Annotated in this window: 13 protein-coding genes; 8 read left to right on the plus strand and 5 right to left on the minus strand. The window is 47.2% G+C overall.

Going from position 1 to position 16,588, the window contains the following annotated elements:
* Positions 1-303 precede the first annotated feature (303 nt).
* Both AC6B99_RS00065 and AC6B99_RS00070 read left to right on the plus strand, forming a co-directional pair.
* Positions 304-1,308 (plus strand): ABC transporter substrate-binding protein, encoded by a 1,005-nt coding sequence (locus tag AC6B99_RS00065; protein WP_056031396.1) that lies wholly within the window; start codon positions 304-306, stop codon positions 1,306-1,308.
* A 56-nt stretch (positions 1,309-1,364) separates the two neighbouring features.
* Positions 1,365-2,255, plus strand: a complete 891-nt coding sequence (locus AC6B99_RS00070; RefSeq protein ID WP_056031393.1) for a YwqG family protein — start codon at positions 1,365-1,367, stop codon at positions 2,253-2,255.
* 98 nt (positions 2,256-2,353) lie between these two features.
* On the opposite strand, the gene AC6B99_RS00075 is transcribed toward AC6B99_RS00070, so the two are convergent.
* A complete protein-coding gene (locus tag AC6B99_RS00075; protein ID WP_056031390.1) occupies positions 2,354-4,336 on the minus strand; it encodes an AraC family transcriptional regulator in 1,983 nt (660 codons plus the stop codon).
* A gap of 171 nt (positions 4,337-4,507) precedes the next feature.
* On the opposite strand from AC6B99_RS00075, the gene AC6B99_RS00080 reads away from it, so the two are divergent.
* Positions 4,508-4,864: a nucleotide excision repair endonuclease gene (locus AC6B99_RS00080; RefSeq protein WP_099517352.1), complete on the plus strand. Its 357-nt coding sequence runs from the start codon at positions 4,508-4,510 to the stop codon at positions 4,862-4,864.
* 131 nt (positions 4,865-4,995) lie between these two features.
* On the opposite strand, the gene AC6B99_RS00085 is transcribed toward AC6B99_RS00080, so the two are convergent.
* A complete protein-coding gene (locus tag AC6B99_RS00085; RefSeq protein ID WP_496662460.1) occupies positions 4,996-6,282 on the minus strand; it encodes an MFS transporter in 1,287 nt (428 codons plus the stop codon).
* 105 nt (positions 6,283-6,387) lie between these two features.
* Positions 6,388-6,843, minus strand: a complete 456-nt coding sequence (locus AC6B99_RS00090) for a MarR family winged helix-turn-helix transcriptional regulator (RefSeq protein WP_056031377.1) — start codon at positions 6,841-6,843, stop codon at positions 6,388-6,390.
* Positions 6,844-7,548: 705 nt separating this feature from the next.
* Between AC6B99_RS00090 and AC6B99_RS00095 the strand changes: the two genes are divergently transcribed.
* The 4 genes from AC6B99_RS00095 to AC6B99_RS00110 all read left to right on the plus strand — a co-directional run bounded on the left by AC6B99_RS00095 (position 7,549) and on the right by AC6B99_RS00110 (position 12,055).
* Complete coding sequence (locus tag AC6B99_RS00095) at positions 7,549-8,142, plus strand: TetR/AcrR family transcriptional regulator (RefSeq protein WP_056032957.1); 594 nt, start codon at positions 7,549-7,551, stop codon at positions 8,140-8,142.
* 3 nt (positions 8,143-8,145) lie between these two features.
* Positions 8,146-8,895 (plus strand): (S)-benzoin forming benzil reductase, encoded by a 750-nt coding sequence (locus AC6B99_RS00100; RefSeq protein ID WP_056031371.1) that lies wholly within the window; start codon positions 8,146-8,148, stop codon positions 8,893-8,895.
* Positions 8,896-9,025: 130 nt separating this feature from the next.
* Positions 9,026-10,996: an AraC family transcriptional regulator gene (locus AC6B99_RS00105; RefSeq protein ID WP_235533065.1), complete on the plus strand. Its 1,971-nt coding sequence runs from the start codon at positions 9,026-9,028 to the stop codon at positions 10,994-10,996.
* A gap of 15 nt (positions 10,997-11,011) precedes the next feature.
* Positions 11,012-12,055 carry an FAD-dependent oxidoreductase gene (locus tag AC6B99_RS00110; protein WP_494865418.1) on the plus strand — a complete coding sequence of 348 codons (1,044 nt, stop codon included), beginning with the start codon at positions 11,012-11,014 and terminating at the stop codon, positions 12,053-12,055.
* 86 nt (positions 12,056-12,141) lie between these two features.
* Here AC6B99_RS00110 and AC6B99_RS00115 read toward each other — a convergent pair whose 3' ends face one another.
* Together AC6B99_RS00115 and AC6B99_RS00120 are read right to left on the minus strand one after the other, a co-directional pair.
* A complete protein-coding gene (locus AC6B99_RS00115; RefSeq protein WP_056031362.1) occupies positions 12,142-13,623 on the minus strand; it encodes a methyl-accepting chemotaxis protein in 1,482 nt (493 codons plus the stop codon).
* A gap of 47 nt (positions 13,624-13,670) precedes the next feature.
* A complete protein-coding gene (locus AC6B99_RS00120; protein ID WP_056031359.1) occupies positions 13,671-14,243 on the minus strand; it encodes a GNAT family N-acetyltransferase in 573 nt (190 codons plus the stop codon).
* Between the two features lie 349 nt (positions 14,244-14,592).
* Between AC6B99_RS00120 and AC6B99_RS00125 the strand changes: the two genes are divergently transcribed.
* Positions 14,593-16,539: an ABC transporter substrate-binding protein gene (locus AC6B99_RS00125; protein WP_496662461.1), complete on the plus strand. Its 1,947-nt coding sequence runs from the start codon at positions 14,593-14,595 to the stop codon at positions 16,537-16,539.
* Positions 16,540-16,588 lie beyond the last annotated feature (49 nt).

Genomic DNA, 16,588 nt, shown 5'->3' on the forward strand with positions numbered 1-16,588 from the left:
GTTAAATGAGGAAGAGCGGTCTGTTTGAATGAGGCATAATCAAACCGTCCCTTTTGTGAAATTTCCTCAAGTACTGACGAACAAATCACAGGTGAGGTTAATCCTATTTTATCCTGCCAAAAACGCCTGAACTATAGTTGTTCCCTTACAAAACGGGACATCCAAGCTTACAGTGTTGTCATGTAGTCTCGTCGTTGTTTCCTGTCATGTGAAATAGCAGAAGCCTGTTTTGTCCATTGTGCTGGATGGCAGCATCCAGTATATTGATAATGATTATCATCAAACAAAAAGAGGGGTTTTCACATGTCTGCGAAACAAGTCAGAATGTTCATTGCCGCTATACTGCTATTAACCTTCGGTTTATTAACAGCTTGCGGCTCTACGGGTGGTGTAGAAGCGACGGAGTCGGTACCAGCTTCAACCGAGTCAACCGAGTCTGAGACGGCTGAACAAGCTGCAACAGCTGCGACAGAGGCAGCAACACGCATCTACAAGGATTTTAGCGGGCATGAAGTTGCGATTCCAACACATCCGCAGAAAATCGTCATGCTCGGCGACATTCCAGGGGATTTGCTGGCACTGGGCATTACACCTGCCGGGAACGATTGGGTGAACGAGCCCTACATTTATAAAGATGATTTGGCGGGGGTTGTCGATATTGGCTACCCGCATAATATGGAGAAGGTGCTGGAGCTTGCTCCAGACCTGATTTTGCAGGCTGGATATGGCGGGCCGGATGACACCGAAATTTTTGAGAAAATGTCCAAAATCGCGCCCACGGTCATCTTCAATAGAGATGCGGCAACGTTTGATCGCTTGCGAGAGGTTGCTGACATCGTCAATAAGAAACAGGAGGCGGAGGCTTGGATTGCCAGCTATGAGATTAAGGCGAAGGCGATGTGGGATAAAATCGGCTTGAAGCCGGGAGAGTCGGCAACGGTCTACCTAAGCCTGGCTGGTGACTTCTATGTCATGGGCCATTTCAGCTTAACAATGTCGCTGTACCAGTCAGGCGGCTTTAGCCCAAGCACGAAGGTACAGGAGCTCATTGATAAGAAGGAAGTATTCTCTCTTATTTCAATGGAGGTGCTGCCTGATTATGCGGGGGACCATGTGTTTTTACTCAGTTCACCCGGTACAGATGATGAAGTGGAAGCGAAAAAGCTGATGGAAGGCCCGCTTTGGAAGTCGATCCCCGCTGTTAAAAATAATCAGGCTTATACGGCTGATATTAGCTGGAATGCGAGTGATCCCATTACAATGGAACGTTTTCTGGAAGAACTACCGAAAATTATGGGCATGAAGTAGGCAATCGTTTACAATAGACGAAGGGTCTACATATTTTCCATGAGGAGCTTGATTTTATGCCATTAACAAAACCAAATCAGGAAAAATTGGAACACTTGCTGCAAGAACAGGAGTATACCCATGCCTTGGACTACTTAATGAAGCATGCCCGTGAAGGCGTGCGTTTGGCGAAGCGAAATTTAGCGGATTATTCTAAAACCTGCGTATCGCGAATTGGCGGAGATCCCGATCTTCCTGATGAAATAGAATGGCCGCTTGATCAAGAGGGCACACCGATGACTTTTTTGGCGCAGCTGCGTCTGGAGGAATTGGCACCGCATGATGCGGCTTCGCGGTTATCGCATGGCGGCATGCTTTATTTTTTCTTAGGAGTGGATGAGCCCGCTTATCATATTGACCATTTCGTCCTGCATTTGAAAGACGAACAGCTTGCAGGTGCCAAGCGCCGCCTTGCTCCTGAGGAAACGTCACTGGAGGATGCGGACTATACAGGCTATGAGGTGGTGGGCCGAGCTTCTATTGAGCTTCCAGGCTATGGCTATGTTGATGAAGAGCAAGTAGAAGATGATGAGCATGATTATGAGGAATACGAGGATTTAACCGATGAATTGAGCGGCAGCGAAGATGGCGATCTTGCCGTCATGTTTGGCTATCCGGCAACGCAGCATGGCGACTGCGAGATTGAGGCGGCGCTGATGCTGATGACGGGCAAGCATTATGAATACAGCCCGGATAAGGCGATGAAGCAGCTCGCGGACCACTTCGGAGGCGATGAAGGACAGGCTGAGCAGGAGGTTGCGGATACGCTTGTGCTGCTAGCTCTTGATTCGGATAATGACGTAGGCTTCTGCTGGTGGGATGCCGGGGAACTGCAATTTTATATACGCAAAGAAGATTTGCTTGCAGGGAATTTCACGCGTACGTATTGTTCGCTGTATTCCAGCTAAGGGAAGCTAACGGCGTATAATTGTGAAGCGAAATGAGAAAAAGCATGTTCACCGGCATCAAGCTGCTGGCGAACATGCTTATTTAAGTTGGGCAGGCGTTAAGCCTTGTCACCTATAAAGCTCTCAATAATAAATTGCAATTGAGCTTCCAAGGAGATGGGATCATTGAAATAAGAGCCTTCAGCGTTAATGAAAAAAACTTGATTTTGCTTCACAGCAGGAAGCCCTTTCCATAGGCTGCTCCCGTAAACGACGTCCGGGTCCCCATCGTCCCAGCCCCAATTGCTGGTGAAAATATAGTCCCCGGCATACTCCGGCAATTGTTCAAGGGATAAGCTTGAGCCAAACTCGGCGCCATCAATAAGAGCTTTTTGAATAATAGCAGGAGCCTTCAGGCCAAGATCGCCATACAGGATTTCTCCGCCCCTGCCGCCTTTATTGCCCCAAGCATAAATGCCTTTCGCATAAGGCTGCAAAATCGAGACGGTTTTGTCTCCGACAACCTCCGTAATTTTAGGCTTAACCTCGGCGATTTTTGCATTCCATTCTTCAATCCATGCTTGTGCGACCTGTTCACGGCCGGTTATTTTTCCGAACTCGGTTAACAGCTCCGCAGGGGTGCCTGCTCCATATTTAAGCCGTACAACCGGAGCAATTTGCTCCAGCTTCTCATATTCGCTTTCCTCCAGAAAATCAAAGACGATAATTAAATCCGGATCGAGATGCAGGATAGCCTCCAAGTTAGTGCCATCCCCGAGATCCACAATTCCATCCAATTTGCCTTCATGATAAGGGTTAACGAGTGCTTCTCCCAAAGCAGCGACTGGCTTCAAATCCAGCTTAAGCAAGTTTCCGATGGCGCTGCCTGTCAAATCAACGATCCGTTCCGGGTTGGCAGGTATGGTTACCGTTCCTTTGCTATCTGTATAGGTTTTAGTTGCAGCAGAGCTGCTGGCTGGAGAGGCTTCCGCCGACGGCTGGCTTGAGCTTTGTGCTGCAGGACTGCTGCTTGTCCCAGGCTGATTAGCGCCTGCGTTTGTTGCGCCAGAGCAGGCGCTTAACAGTAAGGTCATACATAGCAGCAGAGCTGCCGCCATGGAATAGGGCTTGTTTATTTTTGACACAGAAAATCCTCCACTTCGCGTTGAATGATAATGATACTCGTAATCATTCACACTATAGCACTGTGTATAAGGAGGGACAATGGCAAATTTAGTACGAAATGCAGGCGATTTTGGTATAGGGCCGTTTTGCTGGTATTTGGCTCTAAACTCGGATAGCGGCAGCCCATAATATTTTTTGAAGCTGCGGCCCAGCGTATGGGCGTCGGGATAACCGACAAGCTCCGCCGTTTCTTGAAGGGAGGTCTCGGTTTGCGCCAGCAAGTCGGCAGCCTTCCTTACGCGGATTTGAGTCAGCAGGCGGATGGGGCTCTCATTCATTTGTTTTTTGAACAGCTTGGTTAAATAGCTTACACTGCAATCGAACAGCGCCGACATCGTTTCCAGCGTAATAGGGTCCCTGTAGCTTTCCTGCATATAACGCAGCATCTGAGCCAATAAATCCGGGCGAGCCGGTTCAATTCCTTGACGCTGCATTTGCCAAAGCAGCTCATGTACAAATTGATAAAATAAAGTCCGCGCGTGGAACAGATGAAGGGGATCAGGCGTCATCCACGCTGAATGCATCTTACCAAGCGTCTCTAACAAAGGTAAAGGATATAACGGCACAAAGCCGTAAACATATTGGAAAGGGCGGTTCAAATCATGGTGCTGCATCAGCTTATGTGAAGGGGCCAGCATCAGAACGGGCTTGTACAGAACAAGGTAATACGTGAAGGGCTCTTCTGCTTCGATGGTGAGATACGCACTGCGTCCGCCGTGCAGGACATGAAATCGTTTCATGTGATGCTGGGATTGATCCAGCTGTACATGTGCACTGCCGTCAAGGACATAGAGAAAGGCGTTGGACGGCAATCGGTAGGGGGACAGCCGTTCTCCAGCTTCCAGCTGGGCATGGCGAAAATCCATTACTTTCACAGAAGCATGATTCCAGAGCATTATATGGTCATCTAGTTTCATTGCAGTGTTTTATCCTCCTAAATAGGGCCTTATTCTTCTTTCTTCATTATATGGATACTTATTTTCAACGTAAATAAGCAGGGGCAGAAAGAAGGGGGAAATTTGAAATGGTGTTGCGGCGGGTTTTGTGGTAGTATTTACTCTTATATTGAATGAGGACGTGAGCAGCGCGTGATTAATATTACGATACCAACACCGGATGTAACGATTGAGAAGCAAATTTCTCCTGAGCTGAGCAATATTTATGGCTTTACTGATTTTCACCTGATTCCCCGCGACAAGGGCGGCATCTTCATGTTCTACAACAAGAGCAAGGAGCTGCTTTTTGTCGGCAAGGCAAGAAAGCTGAGACCAAGAATCAAGAAGCATTTTGAAGATTCGGTATCCCCAATGAAACCGCACCGCGACGAAGTGACGACGATTGAGGTTTGCATCATTGAAGAGCCAGTGGATAGAGAAATTTACGAGACGTATATCGTGAATAAGCTAAGAGCGAAATACAATGTGGACAAGGTGTTTTTCAAGTAAGCGTCAAGGAAAACGTTTAAGATTGAAAATAAGCCATGAGCATCGTCTGTCGAGACGTTGTTCATGGCTTATTTTTTCGTGTCTATTATGCCGTATGCTTGCGGAGCAGATGAAGATGAAGATGGCCTGCTTTATGCCGCTTGAACGCCAGCAGCCGGGTTTCTTCTAATGCGCAGCGCCATTAATGCCGCGAAGAAGCAGACAAATCCGGCGATGACGAACGCTTGCGAATAGGTGCCGAACCAATCGCGCATAACCCCTGCACCATAGGCCGCGGTAGAAGCGCCGAGCTGGTGGGCAACGACGATCCAGCCGAAAATCATGCCGGATTTCTCCTTGCCGAACGTTTCGCCAGCCAGCTTGGCGGTCGGGGGAACCGTTGCGATCCAGTCGAGACCATAGAAAACGGAGAACACGACAAGCATGGCTGGCGTCGCGGTAAGCGCATAGGGCAGAAACAGCAGCGACAGGCCGCGCAGCCCATAATACCAGAACAGCAGCTTGCGGCTGTCAAAATGGTCGGATAGCCAGCCAGAGATCGTCGTTCCGAACAAATCGAACAGACCCATCATGGCGAGCAGGCCGGCAGCAGCAACCTCCAGCATGCCATGGTCGCCGCAAGCGGCAATCAGATGGGTGCCGATTAAGCCGTTGGTAGAGAAGCCGCAAAAAAAGAAGGTGCCAGCGAGCAGCCAGAACGTCGAATTTTTCATAGCCAGCCAGAGATTACGCAGCGGAGTCAGAAGCAGGTTCCCCGTGAATTCGGCTGGTTTTACGATTTCGCTGGAGCCGTAGGGAGCGGCACCAACATCATAAGGGTGGTTGCGCATCCAGATGGCTACGGCAGCGAGAACAAGCAGAACGCCCGCTATAGCTGCAAAAATAGCATAGCGCCAGCCGAAATCAGCCGTCATTTTTGCAAAAAGGGGCAGAAACAGCAGTTGGCCGGTAGCAGCGCTTGCTGTCAGCAAACCAATGACTAGGCCTTTGCGCTTAACAAACCACATATTGCTGACCGTTACGCCAAGCACATTCGCCATCATGCCCGTAGCAAGGCCTGAGACCAGCCCCCACAGCAGGTTGAACTGCCATAAGGCGTGGATGAACGGTGTGGCTGCCAGGCTGACGGCAAGCAGCGCGAGCGAGCTTATGACGACTTTGCGCACCCCGAAGCGCAGCAGCATGGAGGCGGAAAATGGCCCGACTAAGCCGTATAGCAAAATGCCCATGGAGATGACGCTGGAGATGCTGCCGCGGCTCCAATGGAACTCATTTTGAAACGGGACAAGCAAGATGCTCGGCAGCGAGCGGATACCCGCCGACACGAGCAGTGTGGCGAAGGTCAGCAGTACAATGATCCAGCCATAATAAAACCGGGATTTCGGCTGCAGCTCAGCTTGCGAATGAAGAAGGCTCATATAAATCGATCTCCCTTTATATTTTTGTTGTACATACAAAATTAAAAACCATGCAAAATAGCCGGTGCCACGCTTGAAGTGGCTTATACAACCGGCATGCACATTCTAGCGCTCTAGCTGCTCGCTCGCTAATTCATGAGCATGGGTTAGCTGGTCAGCTAGCTCTTTGCCGAGAATCGCTTGATATTTTTCCTTCAGTGTGTGTGAAGCTTGGCGTAGTGACGGTACCAGCTCCTTGCCCTTGTCGGTTGGATAGACGAGCACGGTTTTGCCCTGCACTTGGCGCTCCACCAGCTGCTTTCCCTCAAGCTTATCTATAAAACGCGTCAGAGTGGAAGGGGTAATATACAGCTTCTCCGAGAGCTCCTTCTGCGTAATGCCTGGCTTACCGACGACGAGGCGAATCAAATAGCCATAGGCTGGCGCAAGTCCCGTCGTCGCAAAGGCTTCATCCGCCATTCGCGTTATTGCCCGGCTCAGGCGGTTCGTTGTGAAATACATGCAGCTATGCAAAAAAGCATCATCCTGCTGCACGGCATCGGTTTGAGGCTGCTCTGTCATAAATATTCCTCCTTCTTTTATTTTGTATGTACAACGAAAATAAATGATTTGGCTGCGTTTGTCAATCCACAAGCTGGTTGACCTACTGAATGTTTTTTTGAGGCACTAAGTTGAAAAATGGGATTAATTCCTTCTATTTTTGATGAGGTGATGTATAATTAATTGAAAATAGGCATGATTTATTATGCATTTATTTAGGAGGTTGTATGGGAACTGCAATTCTTTTTATAGCTTTTGGTTGGATGGTGCTTATAATTATACTATTGCTTAACAGACTAATGAAGAATGAGCTTTTTGCTCGAAGAAGAGAGAATATAGGCATGTGCATAAATGGCATTCTGCTAGCCGTATTGTTCACCTTTACAAGAGATGCTGCTTATGTTCCATTTATCACGATCCCATTTATGATTGTATTTATAGTCCTGCTCTGCATTGTTGTGTCTAGGACACGGAATAATAGCAATACATAGCAATAATACACTGGAGCTATACGCAAAAATAAAAGGTTGCCCTGCTTACGCCTATTATCAGGCATGAGCAGGGCAACCTTTTTAACTTGCTCTTAAATGAAATGGGACGCTTTCAGCAGACGCTGCCGTTACTTAATATATTTTTTAACTATCGGTAGTTAAATTATTGACAGACTGTTTTCCTGTCGCTTATAATCATTTCCAGCAGGATGGATGAAGAAAGGTGCGGAATGCCTTGAAGAAGAAGGAGCTTACAACGAATCAAATTATAGAGGCGGCATTTGAGCTTTTTGCCGAGCACGGCATTGAACGAACGAGCTTAAGCATGATTGCGGGCAAAGTCGGCATTACGAAGCCGTCGATTTATTATCATTTTTCGACAAAGGAAGAGCTGGTCAGCCGGATTTATTCGCATCTTTTTGAAAATCATTATTTCGAAAGCTATTTTCAGGCGGACTTTGCTGCGGCAGGGGATTTCAGGCAAGCCTTGTATGAAGGCGGCTTGAAAATGCTTCCCGATGGGAGTAAAGAGCATGCCGCCTCTTTAAGGGTGTTAAGTGAATTTATGCTGCTTGCGGAGCGCGATGAGCTGTACCGGTCACTTCTCGGAAATATGCAGCAAAATTTTCTGAACGGCTTCCATGATCTATTGATGAAGGGTGTGGAGCTGGGAGTGGTAGCACCGCAAAATGTCGTATACAAAGCCCATATGCTGGCCTTAGTTATTGATAATTTATCCCGATGCATGATGATGAAAGTTGCGATGGAGTACCATGAAGTATGGATGGAAACGGTCAATAGTGTATTGATAGACGCTAAGGGGGAATAACGAATGAAAGTTTTTTTCATTACGGGCACATCTAGAGGCATTGGCGAGGAACTTGCTAATCAGCTGTTGGCAGAGGATCATCATTTATTTTGCCTATCGCGGGCGGAAAATGAACAGCTAATTGAGCGGTCGATTCAGAAAAAGACGAGCATGACCTATTATCCTTTCGATTTGAATCATCTGCTGCATATTGAGCATATGTTTACGGTGCTATTCAGCATGATTCCGCAGGATACAGAAATCACAGGCCTCTATTTAATTAATAATGCGGGAATGCTAGCTCCGGTGGCGCCCATTGAACAAAATCCAGCTCAAAGCATCATTGAAAATGTGAACATTAATTTGCTGGCTCCGATGATTATAACGGCTAATTTCCTCAAGTTTGCCCAGCAGTACCAAGTGGATAAGCGGATTATGAATATTTCCTCTGGATCTGCCCGCTATTTGCTGCCTTCGCAAAGCTGTTACAGCACTTCGAAAGCGGGTCTGGATTCTTTTTCAAAAAGTGTGAGCTTGGAGCAGTCGGTTCAGCCATTTCCAGCCAAGGTCGTGTCCGTCTATCCGGGGATGATCGATACCCAAATGCAAGCGGAGATGCGTTCATTATCCAAAGCGGATTTTCCCTACGTTGATCAATTCATTCAAATCGCGGAAGAAGGCAAGCTGCAGACACCTGAATACACGGCGGCAAAATTAATTGAGCTGCTGTTTAGTGAAGATTTTGGCAGTACCGTCGTGGTTGAAAACTTATAATCTATGAGAGAGAATCATTATCATTTATAATAGAGGGAGTTGTTGCGACAGTTATCTCGTAGAGCGATCCAGCATACGGGAAACTGAGGAGAGGAATTGAAACGGTGCGATGAGTATAGAAGATCATATCTTGTTATGGAACCACGCGTTAGTTCGAATGATGGATGTTCGTCATATCAGGATGGAATTTAATGAGAAGCTGCCGGCTTATGACTTGCCCGCGAGTGCGTTCTTGTTGACGGCGCGAGGCAGTGCAAAGGTTTCATTGGATGGCCATATGAGCATGGTTCGGCGGTTTCATGTGCTGCATGGCGGCAAAGGAGCCCGGCTGGAGATCGAAGCCGAGGATGTATTTGAATATTATTTAATTTTGTATAAAGCGTCATTAGTGCCACCTTTCCGGCGCGAGCTGCAGCTTCTTATGGAGCGGGAAAATCCGTTCCAACAGCAATATGATTTTACACCGCAATATCCGGTTGAATTGCTGGACAAGGTAAAGCGGATGCATCGTGAATGGAGCAGGCTGAATACGCTGGAAAAGCTGCATGCCAAATCGCTGTTTTATCAATTTGTGTATGAATTGCTGTGGCAAATACAACGGCAGGGCTTGGAGACGGACAGTCCAGATTTATCGGAGCAAGCCATTCGTTATATGACGGACAATTATCAGCACAATATTACGATTGAGTCGCTGGCGCAGCTGCTAAATTATAGTCCGCAATATATATCCAGAAAGTTTAAGGAGCAGACGGGAAACAGTCCAATCAACTTTCTCATCATGCTAAGAATGGACAAAGCGCAGGAACTGCTGTTGACGTCGGATGCTACCTTGCAGGAGGTTGCCGCTTCTGTGGGCTATCCCGATATGTTTTATTTCAATCGGATGTTTAAAAAGCATGTGGGCGTAGCTCCCGGCCAGTACAAAAAACGCAAGCTTGCCGGCGGCAAGATACAATATTCTGCAAAAAAATCGTTAACATCCTCCATTGTGAAACGTGTCGCTCAACGATATATTGGTGATGAGTATGAAAATCATTATCAATATAAACCAGAGGGGGATTTTACGTTGTACAGAGGTACGAAAACATCTATGACAGCAACTTTATTGCTATGTCTCATGCTGCTGCTAAGCGCTTGCGGCACAGGAGGCACGAATACGACGACGGCAACAGCAAACGGGGGAAGCCAATCGGCGAACGTACAGCCAGCAGATGCTGCTCAAGGAGGAGCCGCTGATGGCCAGCAAGGCAGCACAAATCAAGCGAGCTCAGCACCAACGGAAACAACTAAAACGGTATCCACCGTGTTCGGGGATGTTACGATACCAGTAAATCCTAAACGAATCGTAGCGATAGACTATCTGGGATCTCTCGTCGCTTTAGGTGCGAATCCGATCGGTTCATCCGAGTGGCTTATGCAAAACCCGTATTTAAAGGATAAGATCGATGGTGTTGAAAATGTGGGGGATTCCATTGAAAAGGTTATGGAAATGGAGCCCGATCTGATTATCACATTGACAGGTGATCAAAAGAAATATGAATTGTTAAGTAAAATAGCTCCAACAGTTAGTGTTCCCTATAATAAATTCAACAATGTTCATGAGGAAATAAACTATTTCGGCGAGCTGCTTGGCGTTCAGGAAAAAGCAACCGCTTGGCTGGACGATTACGATACTCGTATAGCTGCCGCTAAAGCGAAGGTGAAACAGGCGCTTCCTGAGGATGCGACGGTTAGCGTGCTTGAAGATCAGGATAAATCGATTTACGTCTTCGGTAATATTTCTGGCCGGGGCGGACGTGCAATCTATGAGGCACTGGGGCTCAATCCGCCAGTAGGACTTACTAAAGAGATTATGAAGGAGAAATATTACCCGATTTCGCTGGAAAAGCTGGGCGATTTCGCTGGTGATTATGTTGTCTTGACCAGTCCGAAAGCATTGGATGAATACAAGTCTAATCCGTTATGGAGCCAATTGGATGCGATAAAAAATGATCGTGTGTTTCTATGGACAGAGGATCAATCATGGTTCCAAGATCCGATCGCGATGCTGTCTCAGGTTGAAGAGCTGGCAAATTGGCTGATCGAGAAATCGAAGTCCTAGATTGGAGGAAGCAGAGTGACACAATCCACAGAGTTATACGATGTAACGATAATCGGCGGGGGCCCGGCTGGCATGTACGCGGCCTTCTATAGCGGAATGCGCGATATGAAGACGAAGCTGATTGAAGCCAAGGAAGAGCTTGGTGGCACGATGCTGATATATCCGGAAAAAATGATTTGGGATGTTGGCGGCGTGACGCCGATCCTATGCAGGCAATTGATTGCGCAGCTGGCACAGCAAGCGCGGACTTTCGATCCGACCCTTGTATTTGGACAGCAGATTGTCGGTCTGGATCGATTGGAGGACGGAACCTTTCTCCTTACAGCGGAATCGGGAGAGACGCATTGGACGAAAACGGTCATTCTCACGATCGGCTACGGCATTCTGAAAATGTCGAAGCTTGAGATTGAAGGAGCAGATCGTTATGAGGTGAGCAATCTCCATTACACGGTGCAGGAGCTTGAACCGTTTCGCGGCAAGCATGTTCTGATATCCGGCGGCGGGGACTCGGCGGTAGACTGGGCAAATGAGCTGGAGCCGCTGGCGGCCAGCGTTACGATTATACACCGTCGCGAGCAATTTGGCGGACATGAGAAAAATGTTGTACGGATGAGACAGTCCACGGTTAATGTTAAAACGCCATATGCGGTTACTCAGCTGCATAGCAAGGATGGTAAAGCAATCCATCAGGTGACTATCAGTCAGGTGGAGAGCGGAGAGACAGAAACGCTGGACGTTGATGCCGTAATTGTAAATCATGGCTTGAAGAGTGATTGTGGAGCTATTCGTGAATGGGGATTGGATATTGGCGTTCGTAGAGTAAAGGTAAGCAGCAAGCTGGCTACGAATATACCGGGTGTTTTTGCTGCCGGAGATTTTGTAGATTACGAATCAAAGCTTTATTTAATTGCCGGAGCGTTTACCGATGCGGCCTTTGCCGTGAACAGCGCCAAGCTGTATATGGAGCCAAAAGCCGACGAGGTTGCTTATGTTTCCTCGCATAATAGCAAGTTCAGAGAAAAAAATCTGGCGCTTGGTGTTCGGGAAGAAGACGCGTAAGAAGGGAGAGTGCTCCGTTGGGTAAAGTGGGCAGAAGCCGAAGCATCGGCTTTGCCTACACTATTCCGGGTATTTCTTATTTCATGCTACTGCTTTGCTACCATCGCCTTGAGCTCTGACAACAACTGGTCCAACTGACCGTACTCCTGCACCATCGTATGGATCTTCACATCCTGCGTCTCCATACTAGCATGAACCTCTTCAACGGAAGCCATGTTCTGTTCAGTCGTAGCAGCAATATTGACCATCTCATCGACCATGCTTGCATAACGCTCATGCAGATCACCCGCAGAACTGCCTACTGTATCAGAGTGCTGCCTCACGAGCTCCATATTTTCGCTGATGCGATCAATAAGCTGCTGTACCTGACGTGAAACATCCCTGCTGGTTGTCACTGCTGCTTGTCCGCTTGTTACCTGCAGGTGAACAGCGCTGATTTGCGAACGAATACCGGATAAAATCGTCGTAATTTCATGTGTCGCAGCTCTTGAACTATCGGCAAGCTTTCGTACCTCGTCGGATACGACTGCAAAACCTTTGCCATGCTCGCCTGCCCGTGCTGCTTCAATGGCGGCATTAAGCGCCAGTAGATTCGTTTGCTCTGCAATATCGCTGATCGTTCCGACAATCGAGCTTACGCGATCATTTTGCTCATTAAGCTGGTTCATCATGTCGACTGTATGCAGGATGATCGCTCTAACACGCTCAATCTCTTCTGATAGTGCAGCCATTTGATCCCGATTTTCCACGGTCAACGCGGCATTGTCTGCAGAATATTGTCGCAGCAATTCCGTTCCATCAAGCAAGCGCTTGACGGCCGTGTCTATCATCTGCGTCGTATCGCTAATATTCATAATGGTTCCCGTCTGGGTCTCAATGGCAGCCGACATGGCCGAGAAGGTCGTCGTTACCTCTTTGGAGATTTCTCCGGTAGAACGAACCGTCGCTTGCTGGCTGCTGCTGAATTCGGTAAGCACAAGAATCGAGGATTCCAGCTTGGTAAGCAGCGCCTCCGCCATATCCTTGGAGGCTACTGCCTCGCGCTGCTTGTCTGTTACCTGCTTCTGCAGCCGCTGGGTGAAGCTGGCCGAGAATGCTAGCGCCCCTGTTGCAAACATTAAATACAAATACAAATAGGCGAGCGATTCTCCTGGGAATAGCTTAGGTTGAAGAACGGGGTTCATAAATAGATAAGTGCTCAGCGCTGCTCCCAGTATGCCTGTGAAAATAATAGGCCGATAATCGGCGTACAAGGTAATGATTGCGAGATTAACATAAACAATAAAATAAGTGCTTACGACTGGATTCGGATCGGAAATGATAAGGAAGGAGACAACTATCGTTAAAATGCACGGAACCATATACTTAATATAGTCTGTAAGGATACCTCTATAAGTCATAAAAGTGACTATAGCACTCGTTCCACCTCCAACGAGGGCAAGAAAAAGAATCATATTTTTATCCAGACCGATAACAATATCCGTGACCACTCCTAGAAAGAGCACGCCCCAAAGAATTTTGATTAACAATCGGTTCCGCTTATCAAGCTCCGTTAGTACTCTCTTCATACGTAAATCCACCTTTTTATAATTTGTAAAGCTAAGCCGATTCAGTTCTAGACTCCTGCGTTGCTAGCATGTGCAGTGAAAACGCCCTGCTGCGAATAGGAAAGCCAATTATATTTTTGTTTATTCGAATAAATTTGCTCCACATTTAATACCATTGGAACCACATAATCTCCTTTATAAAACACCTTCTCTCCAAGCTTCTCTAACGGCACCTTGAAAGTAACCCGCAATGCCCTAAAAAATACAGGCTCCAGCAACGAAACATAATATTTGATCTGCCGTTCCTCCGCAGTATAGACAAGGGAGGAGAGCAGCTCAGATATGTATTGTTGCCCACGATACGGCTTTAATAAGGCTATTTTGTCAATTTCCGCAATTTCTCCCTGTGCGCCTATCAGCTCCGGGTGCTCCTGAAAGAATCCGGCTTCGTTAATCGTGCTTGCAGCACTGTACGGCTTAATCTCAGCCGTGCCTACATAATGTCCCTCCATCGTGACAATCATAAGTCGCTCAAGTGCTTGAGCGGAAAACTCAAGATCAAATCCTTTCTCCCTCCAGACAGTTGTCCAAACACCATTAAACATCGCCAGCTCCAGCTCATTCTCCACTCGCTTAAACATACGTATGGTCTCCTTTGGTTTTTTTCTTTCTCCCAAGTGAATTATGTATATAGATTATTTATCGGGATAATCCACTTAATAATGTACATGCGTTAGATAATTACTTACTTTTCGTCTATTTACAAAAATCATCAGCTTTATATCTATCCTTTCTTTACAAATCGAGGGTTCCAATATGGATCAGTCTGCTAAATTATTGATTCAAATAGAGCTTCGAATCCATATTAAGTTATTGAAAATCCGAGCGGCAAAAAGAAAAGCAATAGGGCTGACGTACTTGCTGCTTGGATGTTATCCTTTATAATAAAGGATGCAGGTTCAGCATTTATTTTCGTTTCGAGGTGTTTTTATGGAATGGCAGGATACTATCCAATTATGGAACCGAAGGCCTGTTCAAGTGCTGGATATTCGCCATCTTACGATGAAGCCGGGAGAGAAGCGGTTAGCCTATCGGCTTCCTGCAAACGCTTTTGTATATGCCAATCAAGGCAATGCGAGGCTAGTAATGGAGGAGCTAGAAGCTCCTTGCGATAATGGTTATTTGCTGCATAGTGGAAAAGGCGCCAACCTGAGCATATGGAGTGGGGATGAGCCGTTTGACTATTATTTAATTTTGTATAAACCGCTGGTCATGATAGGCAATCAAGTAAGGCATGGTGATTTAGAGCAGCAGGATGTGTTCGGGAGGCGCTATGCCTTTGAGGTGATGCATGCTATGTCGCTGCTGTCGTTGCTGGAGCAGATGTCTCAGCTGTGGGCAAGTAGCGAGGAGCTTGATCGGCTGCAGGTAACGGGAATTTTCTATCAATTCGTGGTGGAACAGTTTCGCCAACTGCAAATGGTGAAAGCCGAAGCTACAGTACCAGATTTACCAGAGCAAATCGCTGAGTACATTCACGAGTATTTTCATAAAACGGTAACGATGGAAACGATGGCTGGGAAGTTCCATTACAGCACGCATTATTTAGCAAGGGTGTTTAAGCGCAAATTCGGCTGCAGCCCCATGGAATATTTGATGCAAACTCGGATCAATCGAGCCAAATATCTGCTCACGGAGACGGATACGCCGATTCGCAGCCTTGTTGAAAAGGTGGGCTATACCGATATTTATTATTTCAGCCGCCTGTTTAAGAAGCTGACAGGAGTAACTCCTACACAGTTTAAAAAGCTTAATTTGGGCTCAATAGGTTCAATTCGTCCAAAAATGATGCCCGAATCGCACATTGCCCCTCAAGCTGGACAAAGCTATATTGGTAACAGCGAGAATCATTATCAATATAGCGCTTGGAGAGTGAATGAAATGAAGTTAGGTTTTAAGCCATCTTTTGCCGTTACATTATTATTTAGCTTGTCGCTGCTGCTCGCTGCATGTGGCGGTACTGCTGCAGAGCCGCAGCAGAGCGCACAAGGAAGCAATGCTCAGTCAGGTGCAACTGCTACGGCTGATACAGCAGCAGAATCACCAGCAGCAACGACAAGAATGTATAAGGATGCACTTGGACGTGAGGTGGAAATTCCATCGAACCCTAGCAAAGTGGTTGTTATCACCTATGGCGGCTATTTGCTGCCGCTTGGCATACAGCCGGTCGGTGTTGATCAGGCGGTGCTTGATCATTATCCAGAAGAGCTGGCAGGCGTTGCTAGCATTGGTGAAGGGCTTGGCAATGTCGAGGCCGTTTCTGCGCTTGAGCCGGATTTGATTATTTTACCGGAATACCATGACGCATCGGCGTACACCCAGTTTGAAAAGATCGCGCCAACGGTAGCTGTCTCATGGGGCGGCGATCCAGATATCATCAATACGCTGCGGGACATGGGCGATATTATGAACCGCAAGCAAGAGGCGGAAGCGTGGATTACGAAATTTGAAGCGAAGCTGCAAAGCGTCCGCGATCAGCTTGAAGTAAAAGTGACGCCGGGCGAAACGGCTATCACCTTTATTCTTTACCAAGGAGAGCTGTTTCTTGGAGGCGAAGGCGGTACGCTTGGCAAATTGATTTATGAGGATTTCGGCTACCAAATGCCGGAGCAGTTCAAGCAATATTCGGATGGCGGAGCCGCCCTTTCCATGGAATCGCTAGCGGATCGCCCAGCCGACTATTTCTTCACGCAAATGACCGACGAGGAACTGGTCGACATGAATAAGCTGTTCCAGGAGCCGCTATACCAATCCATCCCTGCGATCAAAAATAATCGGATTATCAACGTAACCCGCGATAAATGGAACTTCGGCCCTTATTTGGCGGAGCAAGCGGTTGATGAGATGATTGAGAAGGTAGCCCAGCTGCAGAAATAAGCAGGTATCATCGATCCTGAGTTTGAAAATAATGCTGAAAGTCCGGGAG

Source organism: Paenibacillus liaoningensis, assembly GCF_059609455.1.